Annotated in this window: 14 protein-coding genes; 9 read left to right on the top strand and 5 right to left on the bottom strand. The window is 70.1% G+C overall.

Features of this window, described 5'->3' with window-relative positions:
- The first annotated feature begins 370 nt into the window (after positions 1 to 370).
- From DIE17_RS34245 to DIE17_RS34215, 7 genes are all read left to right on the top strand, one after another.
- Complete coding sequence (locus tag DIE17_RS34245) at positions 371 to 1,654, top strand: cytochrome c (RefSeq protein ID WP_124529621.1); 1,284 nt, start codon at positions 371 to 373, stop codon at positions 1,652 to 1,654.
- Positions 1,651 to 2,151: a (2Fe-2S)-binding protein gene (locus DIE17_RS34240; RefSeq protein WP_044847105.1), complete on the top strand. Its 501-nt coding sequence runs from the start codon at positions 1,651 to 1,653 to the stop codon at positions 2,149 to 2,151. The genes DIE17_RS34245 and DIE17_RS34240 overlap by 4 nt, the downstream gene beginning before the upstream one ends.
- A complete protein-coding gene (locus DIE17_RS34235; protein ID WP_124921726.1) occupies positions 2,151 to 4,412 on the top strand; it encodes a molybdopterin cofactor-binding domain-containing protein in 2,262 nt (753 codons plus the stop codon). Before DIE17_RS34240 ends, DIE17_RS34235 begins: the two co-directional genes overlap by 1 nt.
- A gap of 71 nt (positions 4,413 to 4,483) precedes the next feature.
- Positions 4,484 to 5,401 carry a LysR family transcriptional regulator gene (locus DIE17_RS34230; RefSeq protein ID WP_044847103.1) on the top strand — a complete coding sequence of 306 codons (918 nt, stop codon included), beginning with the start codon at positions 4,484 to 4,486 and terminating at the stop codon, positions 5,399 to 5,401.
- A gap of 141 nt (positions 5,402 to 5,542) precedes the next feature.
- On the top strand, positions 5,543 to 5,875 hold the full coding sequence (locus DIE17_RS34225) for a hypothetical protein (RefSeq protein ID WP_124921725.1): 333 nt from the start codon (positions 5,543 to 5,545) through the stop codon (positions 5,873 to 5,875).
- A gap of 184 nt (positions 5,876 to 6,059) precedes the next feature.
- Entirely contained in the window at positions 6,060 to 7,277 is a 1,218-nt protein-coding gene (locus tag DIE17_RS34220; protein ID WP_124529627.1) for an MFS transporter, read from the top strand.
- Positions 7,278 to 7,440: 163 nt separating this feature from the next.
- Positions 7,441 to 8,553, top strand: coding sequence for an alkene reductase (locus DIE17_RS34215; protein ID WP_124921724.1), 1,113 nt, complete (start codon positions 7,441 to 7,443; stop codon positions 8,551 to 8,553).
- A gap of 153 nt (positions 8,554 to 8,706) precedes the next feature.
- Here the strand turns inward: DIE17_RS34215 and DIE17_RS34210 are convergent, their stop codons facing one another.
- From DIE17_RS34210 to DIE17_RS34200, 3 genes are all read right to left on the bottom strand, one after another.
- Positions 8,707 to 9,378 (bottom strand): phosphohydrolase, encoded by a 672-nt coding sequence (locus DIE17_RS34210; protein ID WP_124646370.1) that lies wholly within the window; start codon positions 9,376 to 9,378, stop codon positions 8,707 to 8,709.
- 79 nt (positions 9,379 to 9,457) lie between these two features.
- Positions 9,458 to 11,350 carry an amidohydrolase gene (locus DIE17_RS34205; protein ID WP_124921723.1) on the bottom strand — a complete coding sequence of 631 codons (1,893 nt, stop codon included), beginning with the start codon at positions 11,348 to 11,350 and terminating at the stop codon, positions 9,458 to 9,460.
- A gap of 165 nt (positions 11,351 to 11,515) precedes the next feature.
- On the bottom strand, positions 11,516 to 14,419 hold the full coding sequence (locus DIE17_RS34200) for an ATP-binding protein (protein WP_124921739.1): 2,904 nt from the start codon (positions 14,417 to 14,419) through the stop codon (positions 11,516 to 11,518).
- Between the two features lie 396 nt (positions 14,420 to 14,815).
- Between DIE17_RS34200 and DIE17_RS34195 the strand changes: the two genes are divergently transcribed.
- Positions 14,816 to 15,724, top strand: coding sequence for a helix-turn-helix domain-containing protein (locus tag DIE17_RS34195; RefSeq protein ID WP_124667124.1), 909 nt, complete (start codon positions 14,816 to 14,818; stop codon positions 15,722 to 15,724).
- A 22-nt stretch (positions 15,725 to 15,746) separates the two neighbouring features.
- Here the strand turns inward: DIE17_RS34195 and DIE17_RS34190 are convergent, their stop codons facing one another.
- Positions 15,747 to 16,814, bottom strand: a complete 1,068-nt coding sequence (locus tag DIE17_RS34190) for an MBL fold metallo-hydrolase (RefSeq protein ID WP_260439293.1) — start codon at positions 16,812 to 16,814, stop codon at positions 15,747 to 15,749.
- Positions 16,815 to 16,992: 178 nt separating this feature from the next.
- Positions 16,993 to 17,643: a DsbA family oxidoreductase gene (locus DIE17_RS34185; protein WP_124921722.1), complete on the bottom strand. Its 651-nt coding sequence runs from the start codon at positions 17,641 to 17,643 to the stop codon at positions 16,993 to 16,995.
- A 104-nt stretch (positions 17,644 to 17,747) separates the two neighbouring features.
- Here DIE17_RS34185 and DIE17_RS34180 point away from each other — a divergent pair.
- Positions 17,748 to 18,493 (top strand): LysR family transcriptional regulator (locus DIE17_RS34180; protein ID WP_148095671.1); only part of this gene is annotated, 746 nt, incomplete at its 3' end.

Raw genomic sequence — 18,493 nt, 5'->3', positions numbered from 1 at the left:
CGTCACCGTTCAGAACGATTCAGCGCGGCTTCAGGAATTGCCGCCGACGCCAGCGTAGACTGCCTCCATCAATCGCCGCGCGGCCTCTGGCCCGCGCGCCCCACCCCAGGAGTGACGACATGATTGCCGCCGCGAATCGCTGCGGCCGGACAGGCCTCGCATGGCCGGATCGATCGGCGATGCCGCATCGCCATCCGGCGGCCCCGGCTGCGACATCCACCGCCGGCACGCGCTGTCCAGGCCGCGCACACCGGCCCGCGCGCTACGCCACACCGGTGCGCGCCGCAGCGGGCAACCGGCCTGGCCGGCGTCCGTTCCCGTGCCACGCCGATTGCATGACGCCGGATGAACCGGTTCGCGCGGAGTACGCATGAAGCACAAAAGACTCTGGTTCGGCGCGGCGGTTGTCGCGGTCGTCGGTCTCGCGGTCGCGATCGGCATCATGGTCCGGCCGTCGATCGCGCCGGTCGATCCGCCCGCGCGCACGTCTTTCGATCCGCAGCTCGTGCGCGCGGGCGCACGCGTCGTCGCGCTCGGCGACTGCGTCGTGTGCCACACCGCGAAGGACGGCAAGCCGTTCGCCGGCGGCCTGCCGCTCGCGACGCCGTTCGGCACGATCTACGCGACCAACATCACGCCGGATGCCGACACGGGCATCGGCCGCTGGTCGCAGGCCGCGTTCGCGCGGGCGCTGCGCAGCGGCATCGCCCGCGACGGCCATCCGCTCTACCCGGCGTTTCCGTACATCCATTTCACGCGGATGTCCGACCAGGACATCGAGGCCGCATACGCGTACCTGATGACGCGCGAACCGGTGCAGACGAAGACGCCGGCGAACGACCTGATCTTCCCGCTCAACTTCCGGCCGCTGGTCGCGTTCTGGAACGTGCTGTTCCTGCGCGAGGGCGCGTACCAGCCCGATCCGTCGCAATCCGCGCAATGGAATCGCGGCAAGATGCTCGTCGACGGCCTCGGGCACTGCGCGTCCTGCCATTCGCCGCTGAACGCGATCGGCGGCGAACAGGCCGGCAAGGCGTTCGACGGCGGCATCGTCGACGGCTGGGACGCGCCGCCGCTCAACACGCTCGGCAACGCGGCCCGGCCGTGGACGCAAGCGCAACTGGTCACGTACTTGCGCACCGGCCGCGCGAGCGAGCACGGCGCGGCTGCCGGACCGATGCTGCCGGTCACGCGCGATCTCGCGACGGTGCCGGCGGAAGACGTCGAGGCGATCGCCGCGTACATCCTGTCCATCCAGAAGCCTGCCGCCGCGCGTCCCGCAACGACGGCCGCCACGGAACACGGCCCGACGACGCCGGCCGCGCAGCGCGGCGCCGTACTGTTCCAGGCGTCGTGCGCGCAGTGTCACGGGCCGGTCTCGCCGATGCAGTCGATCGGGGAGCGGCCGACGCTCGCGTTCAGCACGGCCATCCATGCCGACACGCCGCGCAACGCGATCCAGATGATGTTCAACGGCATCGGCTGGCATGGCGAGGACACGCTGAACTACATGCCGTCCTACCTCGACCAGTACGACGACGCGCAGATCGCGGATCTCGCCGCCTACCTGCGCGAGACGTATTCCGATCGCCCCGCATGGAGCGGCATCGACACCCTAGCCGCGAAGCTCAGAAAGGAGGACCGCGCACCATGATCGCCCTCACCGTGAACGGCGTGCGGCACACGCTCGACATCGATCCGTCGACGCCGCTGCTGTACGCGCTGCGCAACGACCTGCACCTGCACGGCGCGAAATTCGGCTGCGGCCTCGGGCAATGCGGCGCATGTACCGTGATCGTCGACGACAAGCCGATGTTCTCGTGCCTGATTCCGGTCGCCGCGCTCGGCGAGCGCCGCGTCAGAACCGTCGAAAGCCTCGGCACGGCCGACCATCCGGGCAAGCTTCAACAGGCGTTCATCGACCACCAGGCGGCGCAGTGCGGCTACTGCATCGCGGGCATGATCATGCGCGCGCAGGCGCTGCTCGAACGCAACCCGAAACCGACCGAACGCGAGCTGCGCACCCACATGGAACCGAACCTGTGCCGTTGCGGCACCCACATGCGGATCCTGGCCGCCGTGCGCCAGGTCGCGGGCCTGCCGGAGCCGGAACCGTCCGCCGCGCCGGTCATGATCAGCAAGGGAATCTGATGAACGCACCCGACGACATCGACGAAGGCCGCCGGCACTTCATGGTCTCCGGCGCGCTCTTCGTCGCGTTCAGCCTCGCGCCGGCCGCGCGCGCGGCCGCCGAAGTCGTGATCGCGGACGAAGGCGCCGCCGTCCACGTCGCCAAGGCCACCGAAACGCTGGCCGGCAGCCTCAAGACCAACCCGCTGCTCGACGCGTGGATCAAGATCGCGCCCGACGGCAAGGTCACCGTGTTTACCGGCAAGGTCGAGCTCGGCACCGGCGTGCGCACCGCGTTGCTGCAAGTGGCCGCCGAGGAGCTGAACATGAAGCCCTCGCTGATCACGTTCCTGACCGCCGACACCGGCGCGTCGCCGGACGAGGGCCTGACGGCCGGCAGCCACACGATGGCGGACAGCGGCTCCGCGCTGCTGAACGCCGCCGCGCAGGTGCGCGGGCTGCTGGTCGACGGCGCGGCGAAGCAGTTCGGCGTCGATCCGCGCACGCTCACCGTCGCCGATGCCGTCATCAAGGCGCCGGACGGCCGCACGATGCGCTACGGCGACGCGGTGCGCACCGTCGACCTGCACCGCAACGCGACGCCGACCTCGCCGCTGAAGCCCCCGGCCACGTTCACCGTGATCGGCACGTCGCTGCCGCGCGTCGACATCCCGAACAAGGTCACGGGCGGCGTCAGCTACGTGCAGGACATGGAACTGCCGGGCATGCTGCACGCGCGCGTCGTGATGCCGCCGGTGTACGACGCGGCACTGCAGTCGTTCGACGAAGCCGCGATCCTGAAGATGCCGGGCGTCGTGCGGATCGTGCGCAACGGCAGCATGCTCGCGGTCGTCACGCACGGCGAATGGCAGGCGGTCGTCGCGCAGCGCGCGCTGGCCGCAAGCTGCCGCTGGTCCGGCGGCCGCGCGCTGCCCGATCGCGCGACGGTCCACGCGGAGCTCAAGCGGATCGCGACCCAGCGCATCGAAATCGCCAACACGCATGCGCCCACCGCGCCTGCGACGAAGACGCTGTCCGCCACGTTCCTGAAGAACTACCTGCTGCACGGCTCGATCGGGCCGTCGTGTTCGGTCGCGCATCTCGAGAACGGCACGCTGACGGTGTGGACCCACTCGCAGGGCGTCTACCCGCTGCGCGACGCCCTCGCCGAGATGCTGTCGCTGCCGAAGGCGAGCGTGCGCTGCATTCACACCGAGGGTTCCGGCTGCTACGGGCACAACGGCGCGGACGATGCGGCCGCGCATGCGGCGCTGATCGCGGCGGCGATGCCCGGCAAGCCGATCCGCGTGCAATGGATGCGCGAGCAGGAACATACGTGGGACCACTTCACGCCGGCGATGGTCACCGAGCTCAGCGCGTCGCTCGACGCGGGCGGTCGCATCGTCGACTGGAACTATGCGCTGTGGAGCAGCTCGCACAACGAGCGCATCGTCAACGCCGGCCGGCTGCTGCCCGCGCGGATGCTCGAGCCGCCGTTCGTGTCCGCGCCGTCGACGCCGATGCTGCAGCCCGAGGGCGGCGGCGATCGCAACGCGATCCCGCTCTACGCGCTGCCCAACATGCACATCGTCAACAACTTCTCGCCGACGATGCCGCTGCAGACTTCCGCGATGCGCTCGCTCGGCGCGCACACCAACGTGTGGGCCATCGAGAGCTTCATGGACGAGCTCGCGCACGCCGCCGGCGTCGATCCGGTCGAATTCCGCCTGCGCCACATGCAGGACCCGCGCGCGCGGCAGGTGATCCAGCTCGCCGCGGCCCGGTTCGGCTGGCCGCGGCCGCCGCGCGCGCGCAATCGCGGCGTCGGCTTCGCGTTCGGCAAGTACAAGAACCTGATGGCCTACGTCGCGATCGCGATCGAGATCACGGTCGAGCCGGAGACGGGCCACGTGACGCTCGATCGCGCGGAAGTCGCGGTCGACGCCGGCCAGGTCGTGTCGCCGGACGGCATCCGCAACCAGATCGAGGGCGGCATCGTGCAGGCCGCCAGCTGGACACTGTACGAGGCGCTGAAATACGATACGCAGCGCATTCGCAGTTTCGACTGGAGCAGCTATCCGATCCTGCGGTTCGGCTCGGCCCCGCAAAGCATCAAGGTGCATCTGATCAATCGCCCCGGTGCACCGTTCCTCGGCGCGGCCGAGGCGTCGATGGGGCCGACCGCGGGCGCGCTGGCCAACGCGATCTTCGACGCGACCGGCCAGCGCATGCGCGAAATGCCGTTCGCCGGCGATTCGCTCAGGAAACGGATCGACGCATAGCCGCACCTCACAACCGACCGCGCCGGCACGGACCGGCGCCGGCAACCCGACAGGCTGGAGATTTCTGAACGATGGATACCTTGCTTTCGATGCGCGTGTTCACGCGCATCGTCGAGACGGGCAGCTTCACGCGCGCGTCGGACACCACCGGGCTCACGACGCCGCGCGTGTCCGCGCTGCTGAGCACGCTCGAACAGCATCTCGGCTGCCGGCTGCTGAACCGCACGACGCGCCGCATCTCGCTGACCGAGGACGGGCAGGCCTATTACGAACGCTGCGTCGGCGTGCTGCGCGAGATCGACGACATGGAAGCGGCCGTCTCGCAGGCGCGCAACGTGCCGCGCGGCCGCCTGAAGGTGAACCTGCCGCCGGCGATGGCGAAACAGATCATGGTGCCCGCGCTGCCCGAATTCCTCGCCGCCCACCCGGGCATCTCGGTCGAACTCGGCGTGACGGACCGGCAGATCGACCTCGTCGGCGAGGGGGTCGATTGCGTCGTGCGCATCGGCGCGCTCGACGACTCGGGGCTGGTCGCGAAACGGATCGGCAGCCTCACCACCTGCACCTGCGCGGCCCCCGCGTATCTCGAGCGCTGCGGCGCACCCGACACGGTGGACGACCTCGCGCAGCACATCGCGGTCAGCCACATGTCGGCCGATACGGGCCGGCCGCGGCCGTGGGACTACGTCGTCGACGGCGAAACGCGCATCATCCAGATGTGCGGCACGGTCGCGGTCAACGACGCCGACACCTACATCGCATGCGGCGTCGCGGGAATCGGCCTGATCAAGACCTCGCTGTACCTGGTCGAGCCGTACCTGAAATCGGGACGCCTGCGCGAGGTGCTGACCGATTTCAACACGCCGCCGCGGCCGATCTCGATCCTGTATCCGCCCAACCGCCACACGCCCGTCAAGCTCAAGGTCTTCGTCGACTGGCTCGCCGGCCTGTTCGCGCAGATCCCGACGCTGCAGGGCCAGCGCGGCTGAAGGCCGCCCGCATCGCGCAGCGCATGAATCAAGTGATTTAAGGCGGCGTTTTAGGACAATTCAGCCCGCGCGATCCAGACTGGTTTCATGGGCTTCGCGATCCGCGATATCCGCGCCGGAGGCCCGCGACGAGAGGCCATCATGAAGATCGCGATCGCCGGCGGCTCCATCGCGGACCTGGCTGCCGCCGTCACGCTGAATTGCATCGGCCGCGAGGCCGCCGTCCACGAATGTCGCGACCGGCCGTCGCCCGCTCACGGCGGCGGGGTCGCGGTACTGCGCCGCCTGACCACCTTTCCCGACACGCACGGCGAACCGTTGCGCGGCCATCTGGCCGCCCCCGGCCGTCCGCCTGCGCGCTCGCGTCGGCCAGGCTCGCCGCCACCGGCGTCCACCTGCGCGCCCGCCGCGGCCGGGCTCGCCGTCACCGGCATGCGGTTCGCGGCCGATCCCTGCCGCGGCGGACGCGCATGACGCCGCCCGCGATCCGCCCCCTTTGCGCGCCGCGCAATGCTCGATTGCGCGGCGGCCGTATTCCCTTGTTATCGATCGATCAATAATCTTGACGGCAATGCGGCGGCTTCCGTTTCGCCGCGACTCACACCGCATCATCCGCCCGACGACCGGGCACCCGACATCTCTTTCGAAGGAGTCGACCATGTCAGCAGAATCCACCCCGCTCGCGCCCCAGGGGCACGCGGCCAAGCTCACGCAGGGCCTCATCCTGCTGTTCGCGTTCAGTTGCGGCGCGATCGTCGCGAACCTGTACTACGCGCAGCCGATCACCGAACTCATCGCACCCAGCCTGCACATGTCGGGCGAAACCGCGAGCCTCATCGTGTCGCTGACGCAGATCGGCTACGCGCTCGGCCTGTTCTTCATCGTCCCGCTCGGCGACCTGCTCGAGAACCGCAAGCTGATGATCACGACCGCCGTCGTGTCGATCGCGAGCCTCGCGGCGGCGGCGATGGTGCATACGCCCGGGCCGTTCCTCGCGATCTCGCTGCTGATCGGCTTCAGCTCGGTCGCCGTGCAGATCCTCGTGCCGCTCGCCGCGCACCTCGCGCCCGATCATTCCCGCGGCCGCGTGGTCGGCACGATCATGAGCGGGCTGCTGCTCGGCATCCTGCTCGCGCGCCCGCTGTCGAGCGTGGTGGCCGACGCGTTCGGCTGGCGCTTCGTGTTCGCGGCCGCCGCCGTGCTGATGACGCTCGTGACGGCCGTGCTCGCGCTGACGATCCCGTCGCGCCAGCCCGATCACCGCGCGACCTATTTCGAACTGATCGGCTCGCTGCTGCATCTGGTCCGCACGATGCCGGTGCTGCGCCATCGCGCGTTCTACCAGGGCCTGATGTTCGCGTCGTTCAGCCTGTTCTGGACCGCCGTGCCGGTCGAGCTCACGCGTCACTACGGCCTGTCGCAATCGGCCATCGGCCTGTTCGCGCTGGTTGGCGCGATCGGCGCGACGTCGGCGCCCGTCGCCGGCCGCCTCGCGGATGCCGGGCACACGGTGCGGGCAACGCTGATCGCGCTGGTCGCCGGCGCACTGTCGTATGCGGTTGCACTGGTCCACGGCGCCGGGCTGTACGGCCTCGTCGTCACGGGCATCGTGCTCGACTTCGCGGTGCAGATGAACATGGTGCTCGGCCAGCGCGAGATCTACGCGCTGCATGCGGCGAGCCGCAACCGCCTGAACGCGCTGTACATGACCAGCATCTTCGTCGGCGGGGCCGTCGGCTCCGCGCTCGCGAGCCCGCTGTACGAGCATGGCGGCTGGCCGCTCGTCGCGGCCGTCGCCGGCGCGTTCCCGATCATCGCGCTCGCCCACTACCTCGTGATCGGGCGGCCGCACGCGCAACGCCACGCCCAGGCTTGAACCGGCGCCGGCACCGGTTCACGCGCGAACGCCGCTCGGGTCGCTCGCGCCATTGGAACGCTGCCGGCACGTCACCTCCGACTTTCCGCAGGGCCCGCCGCGACACCGGCCACGGCCGCACGATCCGCGGCGCCGCCCTGCTCCACGCAAAAAGGAATTCATCATGTCTACCCTGCTCGGTAACTACGATCTGCGCGGCCTGCCGCTTCCCAACCGTATCGTGATGGGGCCGATGACGCGTTCTCGCGCGCCTTCGCGCGGCCAGCCGACCGCGCTCATGGCCGAGTACTACGCCCAGCGCGCATCCGCCGGCCTGATCGTCACCGAAGCGACCAACGTCAGCCCGGCCTCCGCGGCGTTCGAACTGACGCCCGGGCTCGTCACCGACGAGCAGGCGGCCGGCTGGAAACAGGTCACCGACGCAGTTCATGCGAACGGCGGGCGCATCTTCGCGCAGCTCTGGCACGGCGGCCGGGTCAGCTCGCTGACGCTGCTCGGCGGCGAAGCGCCGCTGTCGCCGTCCGGCGTCAACGACGATCTCGAACAGCTGCAGGTGTGGGCGCAGTTGCAGAACGGCTACTACACGAAGATTCATGCGACGCCGTCGCGCGCGATGACGACCGACGAGGTCGCCGCGACGGTCGAGGAATTCCGCCAGGCGGCGCTGCGCGCGAAGGCGGCCGGCTTCGACGGCGTCGAAATTCACGCAGCCAACGGCTACCTGCCGCACCAGTTCCTGTCGTCGACGCTGAACCGCCGCGACGACCGCTACGGCGGCTCAGTCGCGAACCGCGCGCGCTTTCTCGAGGAAATCGTCGACGCGGTGGGCGGCGTGATGCCGCTCGATCGCGTGGGCGTGCGCATCTCGCCGTACGCGAAGTACAACAACGTGCGCGACGCGGATCCGGACGCGACGTACACGTACGTCGGGCGCATGCTCGACGAAGCCGGCGTCGCCTATGTACACGCGGCGGACACCAACGGCTGGAGCGGCGAACCCGACCTGCCGCGCATCGTCGCGAACACGCGCAACGCGTACCGCGGCACGCTGATCGTCAACGGCGGCATCGCGCCGGAGGCCGCGAATGCGCTGATCGATGCGGGTGATGCCGATCTCGTCGCGTTCGCGCGCGCCTACATCGCGAACCCCGACCTCGTCGAGCGCATCGCGGCGAAGGCGCCGCTCGCCGCGCCGAAGCCGGTCGGCTGGTATGGCGGCGACCGCGCGGGATACGTCGACTATGCGCGTCATGACGCGGCGGGCGCGAACGTTTGAACGTTTGAACGTTTGGGCGCTTGGGCGCTTGGGCGCTTGGGCGCTTGGGCGCTTGGACGTCTGAGCACCTGAGCACCTGAACGCCCATGCACCGCAACAGCGGCCAAGCTGCCGCCGCGGCAAGCTCGCGCCGCCGGCTCCGGAACGAAGCCGTCAAACGTCCTTCCAGCGCGCGCCCAGCACGCGCCCGCAGAAATTCGGCCGCTGAAAATCCGGGTCGGCACGCTCGAGCACATCGGCACTCCACGTGCCGAACGTCGACGCCGGCCGGTGCGCGACGCCACGTGCGACCGCATCGAGGAACGCGTCGCCGAACCCTTCTTCGCGCGGATACGCGGCGAGCAGCGCCCGACGCTCGTCCACCGAATACGCGTCGAAGCCGCTCGCCATCAGGTCCGCCGCCACAGCCTCGGCCAGCGCGCACGCCAGCGGCGAGACGCGCGCGGCCACACCGGGCGTCGTATGCAGCGCGATCGCGCGCCACACGTCGTCGCGCTGGCGCTGCGACGTGTGATGCCGCAGCAGGAACGCGTGCGCGGCATCGGCGCTGTCGACCTCGTAGCGCGCGCTCGAGCGGCAATAGGCGGGGCTCAGTCCCATGTTCGCGTACATCGCGGCCACGTACAGCGCATCGGCATCGAGCGTCTCGCCGGCACGGCGCGCGGCAAGCGACGCCAGGACGAACACCCGGCATGCGTGACCGGTCAGCACCGGCGGCAACGATGCACACGCCGCTTCGGCCGCTTCGATCGCCATCGGCGTCCGCGGAATGCGAACGCCGGCGACTTCGTCATCGGCGGGTGCGCACGTCGGCGCTCCACTCATCTCGTCTCCTTCTGCCCCGCGCCGGGGCGGAAAATTGTCTGTTCATCGGGCCGCACGCGCCGGCGCGCCGACCTGCCGCCTACGAGGCGACGCCGGGATAACCGAATGCTTCGCACTGCTCGACGACTTCCCGCGCAGCCACCTGCAGGCGCCGCGCGAAACGCACCGCGGGGCCGCGCACGGCACCGGCGTCCGCGCGGGCGGCATCCGCGCTGCCGCCGCCCGCCGCGCGCAGCGACGCCGCCGCGGGACGACGCCGGCCGAAACCGCCGAATTCGACCACCGGCGACCACGCGGGGCTGACCGGCAACGGCGGGGGCGCCAGCGGCGCGAACTCGTCGGCCGCATGCACGACCTTGCCGCCGACGACGGTCAGCACCGAGGAGAGCGTCTTGATCTGCGCCTCGTCGATCGTGAAGTAGTCGTCCGTCAGCACGGCGAAATCCGCGTACTGGCCGGGCACCAGCGCGCCCTTGCGATCGTCTTCGTTCGAAAACCACGCGCTGCCGACCGTATAGCGGCGCAGCGCTTCCATCCGGCCGAGCCGGTTCCATTCGGGATACAGCGCCGTGCCGCCGACGGTGCGCCCGGACACCATCCAGTACAGCGACAGGAACGGGTTGTAGCTCGCGATGCGCGTCGCATCGGTACCCGCGCCGACCGGCAGCCCGGCCGCCAGCATCGCGCGGATCGGCGGCGTGCGCGCGGCCGCTTCCGCGCCGTAGCGCGCGATGAAGTACTCGCCCTGGAACGCCATCCGGTGCTGGACCGTCACGCCGCCGCCGAGCGCGGCGATGCGCGCGATGTTCGCATCCGAGATCGTCTCGCAATGATCGAAGAACCAGCGCAGCCCGTCGAACGGCAGCTCGCGGTTCACGGCTTCCAGCACGTTCAGGAAGCGGCCGATCGATTCGTCGTAGGTCGCGTGCAGCCGGAACGGCCAGCGGTGCCGCACCAGCAGCCGGACCACGGCGGCCAGTTCCGCCTCGAGCGCGTCGGGCAGGTCGGGGCGTGGTTCGAGAAAATTGCCGAAATCGGCCGCGGAATACACCAGCAGTTCGCCGGCGCCGTTCATCCGCAGGAACGCGTCGCCGTCGCCGGGCTTGGCCAGCGTCACCCACCGCGCGTAGTCGTCGAGCTCGCGCCCCGCCTGCTGCACGAACAGGCTGTACGCGATGCGCACCGTCAGTTCGCCGCGCTTCGCGAGCGCCATGACCGCCGCGTAGTCGTCCGGATAGGCCTGGAAATCGCCACCCGCGTCGATCGTGCTCGTCACGCCGAAACGGTTCAGTTCGCGCATGAAATGCCGCGTCGAATTGATCTGGTCGTCGTGGCCGAGCTTCGGCGCGCGCTCGAGCACCGCATGCAGGATGCCCATGTCGGGGCGCGCGATCAGCATGCCGGTCGGCCGGCCGAGGCGATCGCGCTGGATCTCGCCGCCGGGCGGATCGGACGTGTCGCGGCCGTAGCCGATCGCGCGCAGCGCGGCCGCGTTCAGCAGCGCGCTGTCGCCCAGGTGCAGGATGAAGACCGGCGTGTCGGGCGCGATCGCGTTGAGCTCGGCCACCGTCGGCCCGCGCTTTTCCGCGAACTGGAATTCGGTCCAGCCGCCGACCACGCGCACCCAGTGCGGCGCGGGCGTGCGCAGCACCTGGCGGCGCAGCATGCCGAGCGCGTCGGCCAGCGTCGGCACGCCGTCCCAGCGCAGCTCGAGGTTGAAGTTCAGGCCGCCGCGGATCATGTGCAGGTGCGAATCGTTCAGCCCCGGGATCACGGTGCGGCCGTTCAGGTCGATGCGCGGCGTGCCGTCGCGCGCATGGCGCAGCACGTCGCGGCCGCTGCCGCTCGCGAGGATCCGGCCGTCCTTCACCGCGAGCGCGGTCACGAACGACTGCCGCGCATCCTGCGTCGCGATCTTGCCGTTGTAGACGATGAGGTCCGCCGCTTCGGCGAATGCCGTCGTGTCGAGCACCGTCAGCCTCCCCTGCTCGCGCCGAACGCCGGCATGCGGCCGCACGCGGCATGCACCCGGTTTGACGATACACCGACCATCCCTTCCCCCTTGAACATTGCACGATCAGGCCGCCGCGCCGCGGCGCTCGGACGCGACGGCGCCCGGCGCGGGCCCGGCACGCCGTTACGCCGCCGACTGCATCGCATCCGCCGCCTCGCGTCGCCTGCGCGTCAGGCCCGTCGGCGCAGCCGTCTCCGGGCGAACGAAGTTCTGCAGGCGCGCCAGGCGGCGCACGTCGAACGCCCGCGATTGCGGGTCGACATGCCCCGACAGGTCGGCCACCAGCGACGACGCCTGCGCGGTGCGCCCGCGCTCGATCAGGTGATCGGCCAGGTCCAGCGTCGCGCGCAGCGCCCACATCGCGGCACCCTGGCCGTTCGCCGCATGAATCGCCATCAGCAGGTGACGGTGCCCGTCGGCTTCGCACGCGATCGCGAGATCCGGGTCGGCGGTGCGGGCCTGTTCGAGCGTCGCCAGCCCCCTCGCGCGCAGCAGTTCCGGCACGAACAGATGCTCGCCGTGCGCGCGGCAGCGCGCGAGCGTCGCGTCGAGCTTCGTGCACGCGTCGGCCGCGCGGCCCGTGCGCGTCAACCCTTCCGCGTAGGCGACGACCAGCGGCGCGAGCAGGCGCCGGAAGCCGCTCGCTTCGATGCGCCGCAGCGCGGGCTCGAGCCGCGCGAGCCCGGCGCCGGGATGGCCGGCCTGCATGTCGAACTGCCCGGCGAGACATTCGGCATGGCTGCGCCAGATGTCGAAGCCGTGCGCATCGGCGGTCGAGCGCAGCGTCTCCAGATAATCGGAAATCGCGTCATGATCGCCGTAGGACAACGCCATCGGCACGGCCGCGGCGCCGAGCACGACGCACAATGCCGGCGCCGAGCCGCTGCGGCGCGCGGATTCGACCGCCTGCGCGGCCAGCCGCATCGCATATTCCGCATCGCCCTGCAGCCAGACGAGCCGCGTCAGCATCGTCCGGCCGAGCGTCGCGACGTCGATGCCCAGCGCCGCCTGCGCGCAGGGCGGCTCGCCGGCGACGGCCAGCTCGGCCGTCGCCGCCTCCAGCCGCTCGCGCGCCTGCGCATGCTCGCCGAAGTAATGCAGCGAGGTCGCGACCATCGCGTCCGCCAGCAGCCGCTGCGGCCGGTCGCCGCGCCGCTCCGCGGCCCGCTCGAAGCGCGTCGCGTAGCGCAGCGATTCATGAATGTCGGAGCGCGTCAGCATCGTGTTCCACAGCCCGACCAGCGCGCGCGCGTCGAACGCCTCGTCGCCGATCCGGCCGGCGAGACCGAGCGTCCTGTCCCACGTCGCGGCGGCCGTGTGCGTATCGCCGTCGGTATGCAGCAGCGCCGCCGCGTAGGCCGCGCGCAGGCGCATCTCGCGTGCCGCGTCGACGGCGCCGTGGGCGCCGGCATCGAGCGTGTCGAGCGCGCGCCTCGCCGGGATCGAACTTTCGCGCATGCGCGCCGGTTCGAGCAACGCATGCGCCAGCGCGTCGATTTCCGCGGCCGGCGGCCCGGCCACCGCGAGTTCGCGCAGCGGCGCGATGCCCGCGCCGGCACCCAGGCTGGCCGCATGCGCGGCCTGGGCCTGGGCCGCCATCGCGGCATCCGCCTGCTCGCGTTCGTAGCGCGCATGACGTGCGGCGACCGTGTCGAACTCGCCTTCGTTGTGCAGTTTTTCGAGCGCGTACGCGCGGGTCGATTCGGTCAGTCGGTAGCGCGCCTGCGCGCCGTTGAACTCGACGGTCACCAGCGACTTCGCGACCAGCTCGCCGAGCAGCGCGATCATTTCGGCGGACGGCATGCCCGGATCCATCGCGACATCACGCGCGGCATCGAACGTAAACGGGCCGACGAAGCAGGCCATCCGGCGAAACAGCGACCGCGCGGCCGCATCCAGCAGCACGTAGCTCCAGTCGAACGTGGCGCGCAGCGTCTGGTGGCGCGGCAACGCCGAGCGCAGCCCGCCCGTCAGCAGGTTCAGCCGGTCGTCGAGACGCGCCGCGACGACCTCGAGCCCGAGCGTCGCGACCCGCGCGGCGGCCAGCTCGATCGCGAGCGGCAGCCCGTCGAGGCGCCGGCAGATGTCGCCGATCAGCCGCATGCCGGCCGCATCGACCGCGCAATCGGGCGTGGCCGCGCGAATCCGCGCGAGAAACAGCTCGACGGCCGAATGGCGCGCGATCTCGTCGACGCCCGCATCGGCGTCCGGCACCGCCAGCGGACTCACGCGAAACACGGCCTCGACCGAGATATGCAGCGGCTCGCGGCTCGTCACGAGCACGCGCAGCGGCGCGGCGTGCGACGTCAGCGTTTCGACGAGGTCGGCCGCCAGGTCGACGACGTGCTCCGCGTTGTCGAGCACGAGCAGGCCGCGCGACGCGGCGAAGGCCTCGCCGATCCGTTCGACGGCCGGCACGCCATCCGCGTCGAGCCCGAGTTCCGCGCCGATCGCGCGCAGCACGTCGTCGCGCGTCGCCGCGCGCGCCAGTTCCACGAACAGCACGCGCTCGCCGGCGCGGCCGCGCAGTTCATGCGCGACGCGCTCGGCCAGGCTCGTCTTGCCGATGCCGCCCGCGCCCACCAGCGTGACGACCGATGCCCGCTCGAGCATGTCGACGATCTGCCCGATCTCGGTCTGACGCCCGACGAGCGGCGCCGGATGGGGTGCCGCGGCCGCCTCGGGCCCAACCTCGGGCGCAACCTCGGATGCGCGCGGCGCCACCGCGTGCGCGACCGGCGGATGCGCGATCAGCAGGTAGCCGCGGCCCGGCACCGTCTTGATCAGGTCGCGGTTCGGGCCCAGCGCCTTGCGCAACGTCGCGACGTGCACCTGCAGCCGGTTCTCCTCGACGATCAGGCCCGGCCACACCGCGTCCATGATGTCGTCCTTCGATACGAGGGAGCCGTTCGCGCGATGCAATACTTCCAGTATGTCGAGCGCACGCGCGCCAATACGCAACGACGCACCGTGGTCGCGTATGTCGCGCTGCTCGAAATCCACCGACAAATTCCCGATCTGGATCATGGCCGCCTCCAGGTTCCCCACGATGACCGCCATGTGAACACGCGGTTCACCGGGGCGGGAGTCCGCGCCCGGCTGCACGGCAGGCGGGCGCAAAGTCTCAAAAAGTGGCCCGAGTCTAAACGCCGTATCAATAAAAATCTTGAACGAAAATGCACTGGCGCCCGCCGCCTCGGCCCGCGGCGGATACGCGGGCCGCGCGGATATAAATGGGGCGATATCGTTCGACCTGTCGCTTCCGCCAGCAGGTCGAGCGTCGGCGCCGGCGCTCGGCCGGACGGCGATTTTTTCGTCAGCAAGCGGACATTTATTCAAGTTATGCTGAGCCGAATGTGTGTGCCGTATAAACTTGCACGTAAAACTGCTCGTATGCCGTACCCCATTGAAGGACGTTCCGTCATGTCAGATCCTTTCGCCGCAGTGCCCGCGGCGGTGCCGAAAGATACGCTCGGATGCGTGTCGAGCCTGTTGTCCAAGGATATCGACCGGTCGGTCGGCGGCCTGACGCTCCACCGCAAATGCATGCGCGACGAACACTTCGAGCGCATCGAGATGGCCGCCAGCGATCGCGGCTTCCTGATCGGCGTGTCGCTGAACGGCGGCCACCGGCGCACGATCTATGGCGGCGCCGGCAAATCCGAGCGGCGGTTCCAGCACGACTCGATCTACATTCGCGACTTTTCCCGGAATTTCCGCGCCGATCTGTACGGCAAGTTCGATTTCGTGCTGATCGAGCTGTCGCACAGCTATCTCGACCGCCTCGGCCGCGAACACGACGGCACGGCGATCGGTGGCCTGACCTGCGCGCCCGACGTGCAGGACCCGGTGCTCGGCCATCTCGCGCACGCGGTCGCCGACAGCCTCGACGTGCCGGGCGCGCTGAACACGCTGTTCGTCGAGCAGATGGGAGTCGCGATCGGCGCGCATCTCGCCAGCCGCTACGGCAACGCGCGTGCGCGCGACCTGCAGCACAAGGGCCTGCTGTCGCCGGCCAAGACGGCGCTCGCCAAGGAACTGCTGATGGAAAAGGCGAACCTCGGCGTATCGATCGAGGAAGTCGCGAGCGAATGCGATCTGTCGCGCGGCTATTTCATCCGCGCGTTCTCCCGCACGACGGGGCGCACGCCGCATCAGTGGCTGCTCGAGCAGCGCGTGATCCGGGCCCGCCAGCTGATCGAGACGACCGACATGACGCTCGCGGAAATCGCGGCCGTCTGCGGTTTCGCCGACCAGAGCCACCTGAACCGCATCTTCGCGCGCATCGTCGGCCATCCGCCCGGCGCATGGCGGCGCGGCATGACGCGCTGACACCGTCGCGCACGTCATCCGGTCAGCGCAGCGGCGTCGCGTCGTAGTTGACCGGCACCCAGTCGTATCGCTCCCCGTCCCTGCGCAAGTGCCCGAGCCCGGGAAACGCGATGTGCGCGGCGCCGACCAGATAGCGCCGGCCGGCCACGCGCCGGAGCACGTCGCGCCGCGTGCGGCGCGCCGCATCGGCATCGCTGTCGTACTGGACGGTCGCATCCGGATCCTGCAACTGGATCGCCGCGACGTGCACGATGTCGCCCCATGCGAGCAGTCCCGCATCGCCGCTCTCGATCAGATAGGCCGTATGGCCCGGCGTATGGCCGGGCATCGGCACCGCGCGAACGCCGGGCGCGAGCGTCGCTTCGCCACGAAACGTCCTGAAACGGCCGGCCGCGACATACGGCGCGACCGACGCGGCCGCCGAATCGAAAAACGACGCGAGGAACGCCGGCGCCTGCGCCTTGTGGTCCGGGTCGAGCCAGTAATTCGCCTCGATCTCGTTCACCCGGACGACCGCGTTCGGAAAGGTCATCCGCCCGTCCGTCACGATGCCGCCGACATGATCCTTGTGCAGGTGCGTGAGCAGCACCTCGTCGATCTGCGCGGGCGCGTAGCCTGCCGCTCGCAGGTTGCCGAGCAGCTTTCCGCAGCAGTCGCCGTACAGCACGCCGGCGCCCGTATCGACCAGAATCCGCCGCGATCCCGTGTCGACCAGGAACGCATTGATCGACCCTTGTACCGGCGGCTCGAGAAAGGCGCGGTCGAGATCGCGCCGGATCTCGTCCTTCGACACATCGCGAAAAACCGTATCGACCGGAAACGGATGCGTGCCGTCGGACAGCGCGACGATCGTCAGGTCGCCGACCTTCTGCCGGTAGAAGCCCGGCGGCTGAGTGCCGTCGCCCGGCTGGCCGGCGAATGCGGTCGATATGACCGAGGCGGTCGACGCGACCGATGCGACCGATGCCGCCGATGCCGCCGAGGCGACCGACGCGGCCGATGCGGTCGATGCGAGCAGGCCGACGTACCACGCGACGAGCAGCACGCCGCCCGCGCGCAGCGCGCGCATGCGCCGCTTCAGTGAGTTCATGTCCGATCCCCCGGTTGCGTGTCGACGTCGCGCGACGCTTGCCGGTCCGACGGTCGGCCGGGCCTGTACGCGCGACATCGAGCCTACCGGCCGCTCGCGCCCTTGTCCTGAGCCGGACATGAAACGTTCTGAAGCCGGGCCGGAACGGCGCCGGCCGTGCTTCAGGGTGGGCACCGCTTCAGGCTACGGCGTCATGCGCGTGATGCGCGGCGAGCAACGCCTCGAGAAACACGGCGGCCGGTTGCGCGCCGCTGATGACGGTGGATCCGATGCGCGTCGACGGCACCGACGCGATGCCTGCGCGCACCGCGTCGGCCTCGAGCGCGATCACCGCGTCGAGCCCCTCGCCGGACACGAGGAACGCCCGCACCGCGTCGCCCGGCAAGCCGGCGCCGGCCGCGATCTCCACGAGCATGTCCGCATCGCCGATGTCGCGGCCGTCGCGGAAGTACGCGGCGAACAATGCATCGACGAGCGCGGCCGCACTGCCGCGCTGCTGCGCGAACCAGACGAGCCGGTGCGCGAGCCGGGTGTTCGGCGTACGCGCGATCCGCGCGTGATCGAACACCAGGCCCGCCGCGCGGCCGGCCTCGGCCACCTGCGCGTCGAGTGCCTGCGAGCGCGCCCAGCTGCCGAATTTCGCGCTGCGGTATGCCTTGCGATCGATGCCTGCGGCCGGCATCGCCGGGTTCAGTTCGAACGGCACGAACCTGACCTTCACGTCACCGGTCAGTCCCGCTGCGTCGATCGCCTCCGCGAGCCTGCGCTCGGCGATCCAGCACCACGGGCAGATGAGGTCGTAGGTGACCGTGACTTCGACGGAATTCATTGCGCTCTCCTGTTGATTGCAGTTTCAACGATAGCGCTTGCCGGCCGGCGCTAGAATGCGAACGGCGCGCAACGGATCGTTGCGGCATGCACAAAGGCGACGACATGGACAAATTCTCCGCGCTGCGCGCGTTCGTGGAAGTGGCGGAAGCCGGCGGCTTCTCGAGCGCGGGACGCCGTCTCGACCTCGCGGCCTCGTCGGTCGTGCGCGCGGTGGATGCGCTCGAGGCATCGCTCGGCACCGCGCTGCTGAACCGCACGACGCGCCAGGTCACGCTGTCCGATGCCGGCTCCATGTACTACGCGCGCGCGAAGCGGCTGCTCGAGGAGCTCGCGGAAGCGGACGCGCTCGTCTCCGATCGCGGCGACGAGCCGTCCGGGCCGCTGCGCGTGTCGGTGCCGGTCGCGTACGGCGTGCGCCGCATCGCGCCGCATGTCGCGGCCTTCCTCGCGCGCCATCCGAAACTCGATCTCGACCTGCAGCTCACCGACGAACGCGTCGATCTCGTCGCCGGCCGGATCGACGTCGCGATCCGGCTCGGCGAAGCAGCGCCTTCCGCGGAGGTCGTCGCACGGCAGCTCGCGACGTTCCAGCGCTATGTCGTCGCGAGCCACGACTATCTCGACGCGCACGGCACGCCGGCAACGCCGGGCGAACTGGTCGATCACGCGTGCGTGCGCTTTCACTTCGGCGGCGACCAGCAGGCGTGGTCGTTCGCCGATGCGCACGGCACGACGCGGGTGCTGGTTGCCGGGCGCCTGAAATCGAATCATAGTGAAGTGTTGCGCGAGGCCGTGCTCGACGGCGCCGGCATCGCGCTGCTGCCCGACTGGCTCGTCGATGCCGATGT

Source organism: Burkholderia sp. Bp9099, assembly GCF_003857805.1.
In the GTDB taxonomy this organism is placed as follows: Bacteria; Pseudomonadota; Gammaproteobacteria; order Burkholderiales; family Burkholderiaceae; genus Burkholderia.
This window is presented reverse-complemented; position numbering and strand designations above follow the sequence as displayed.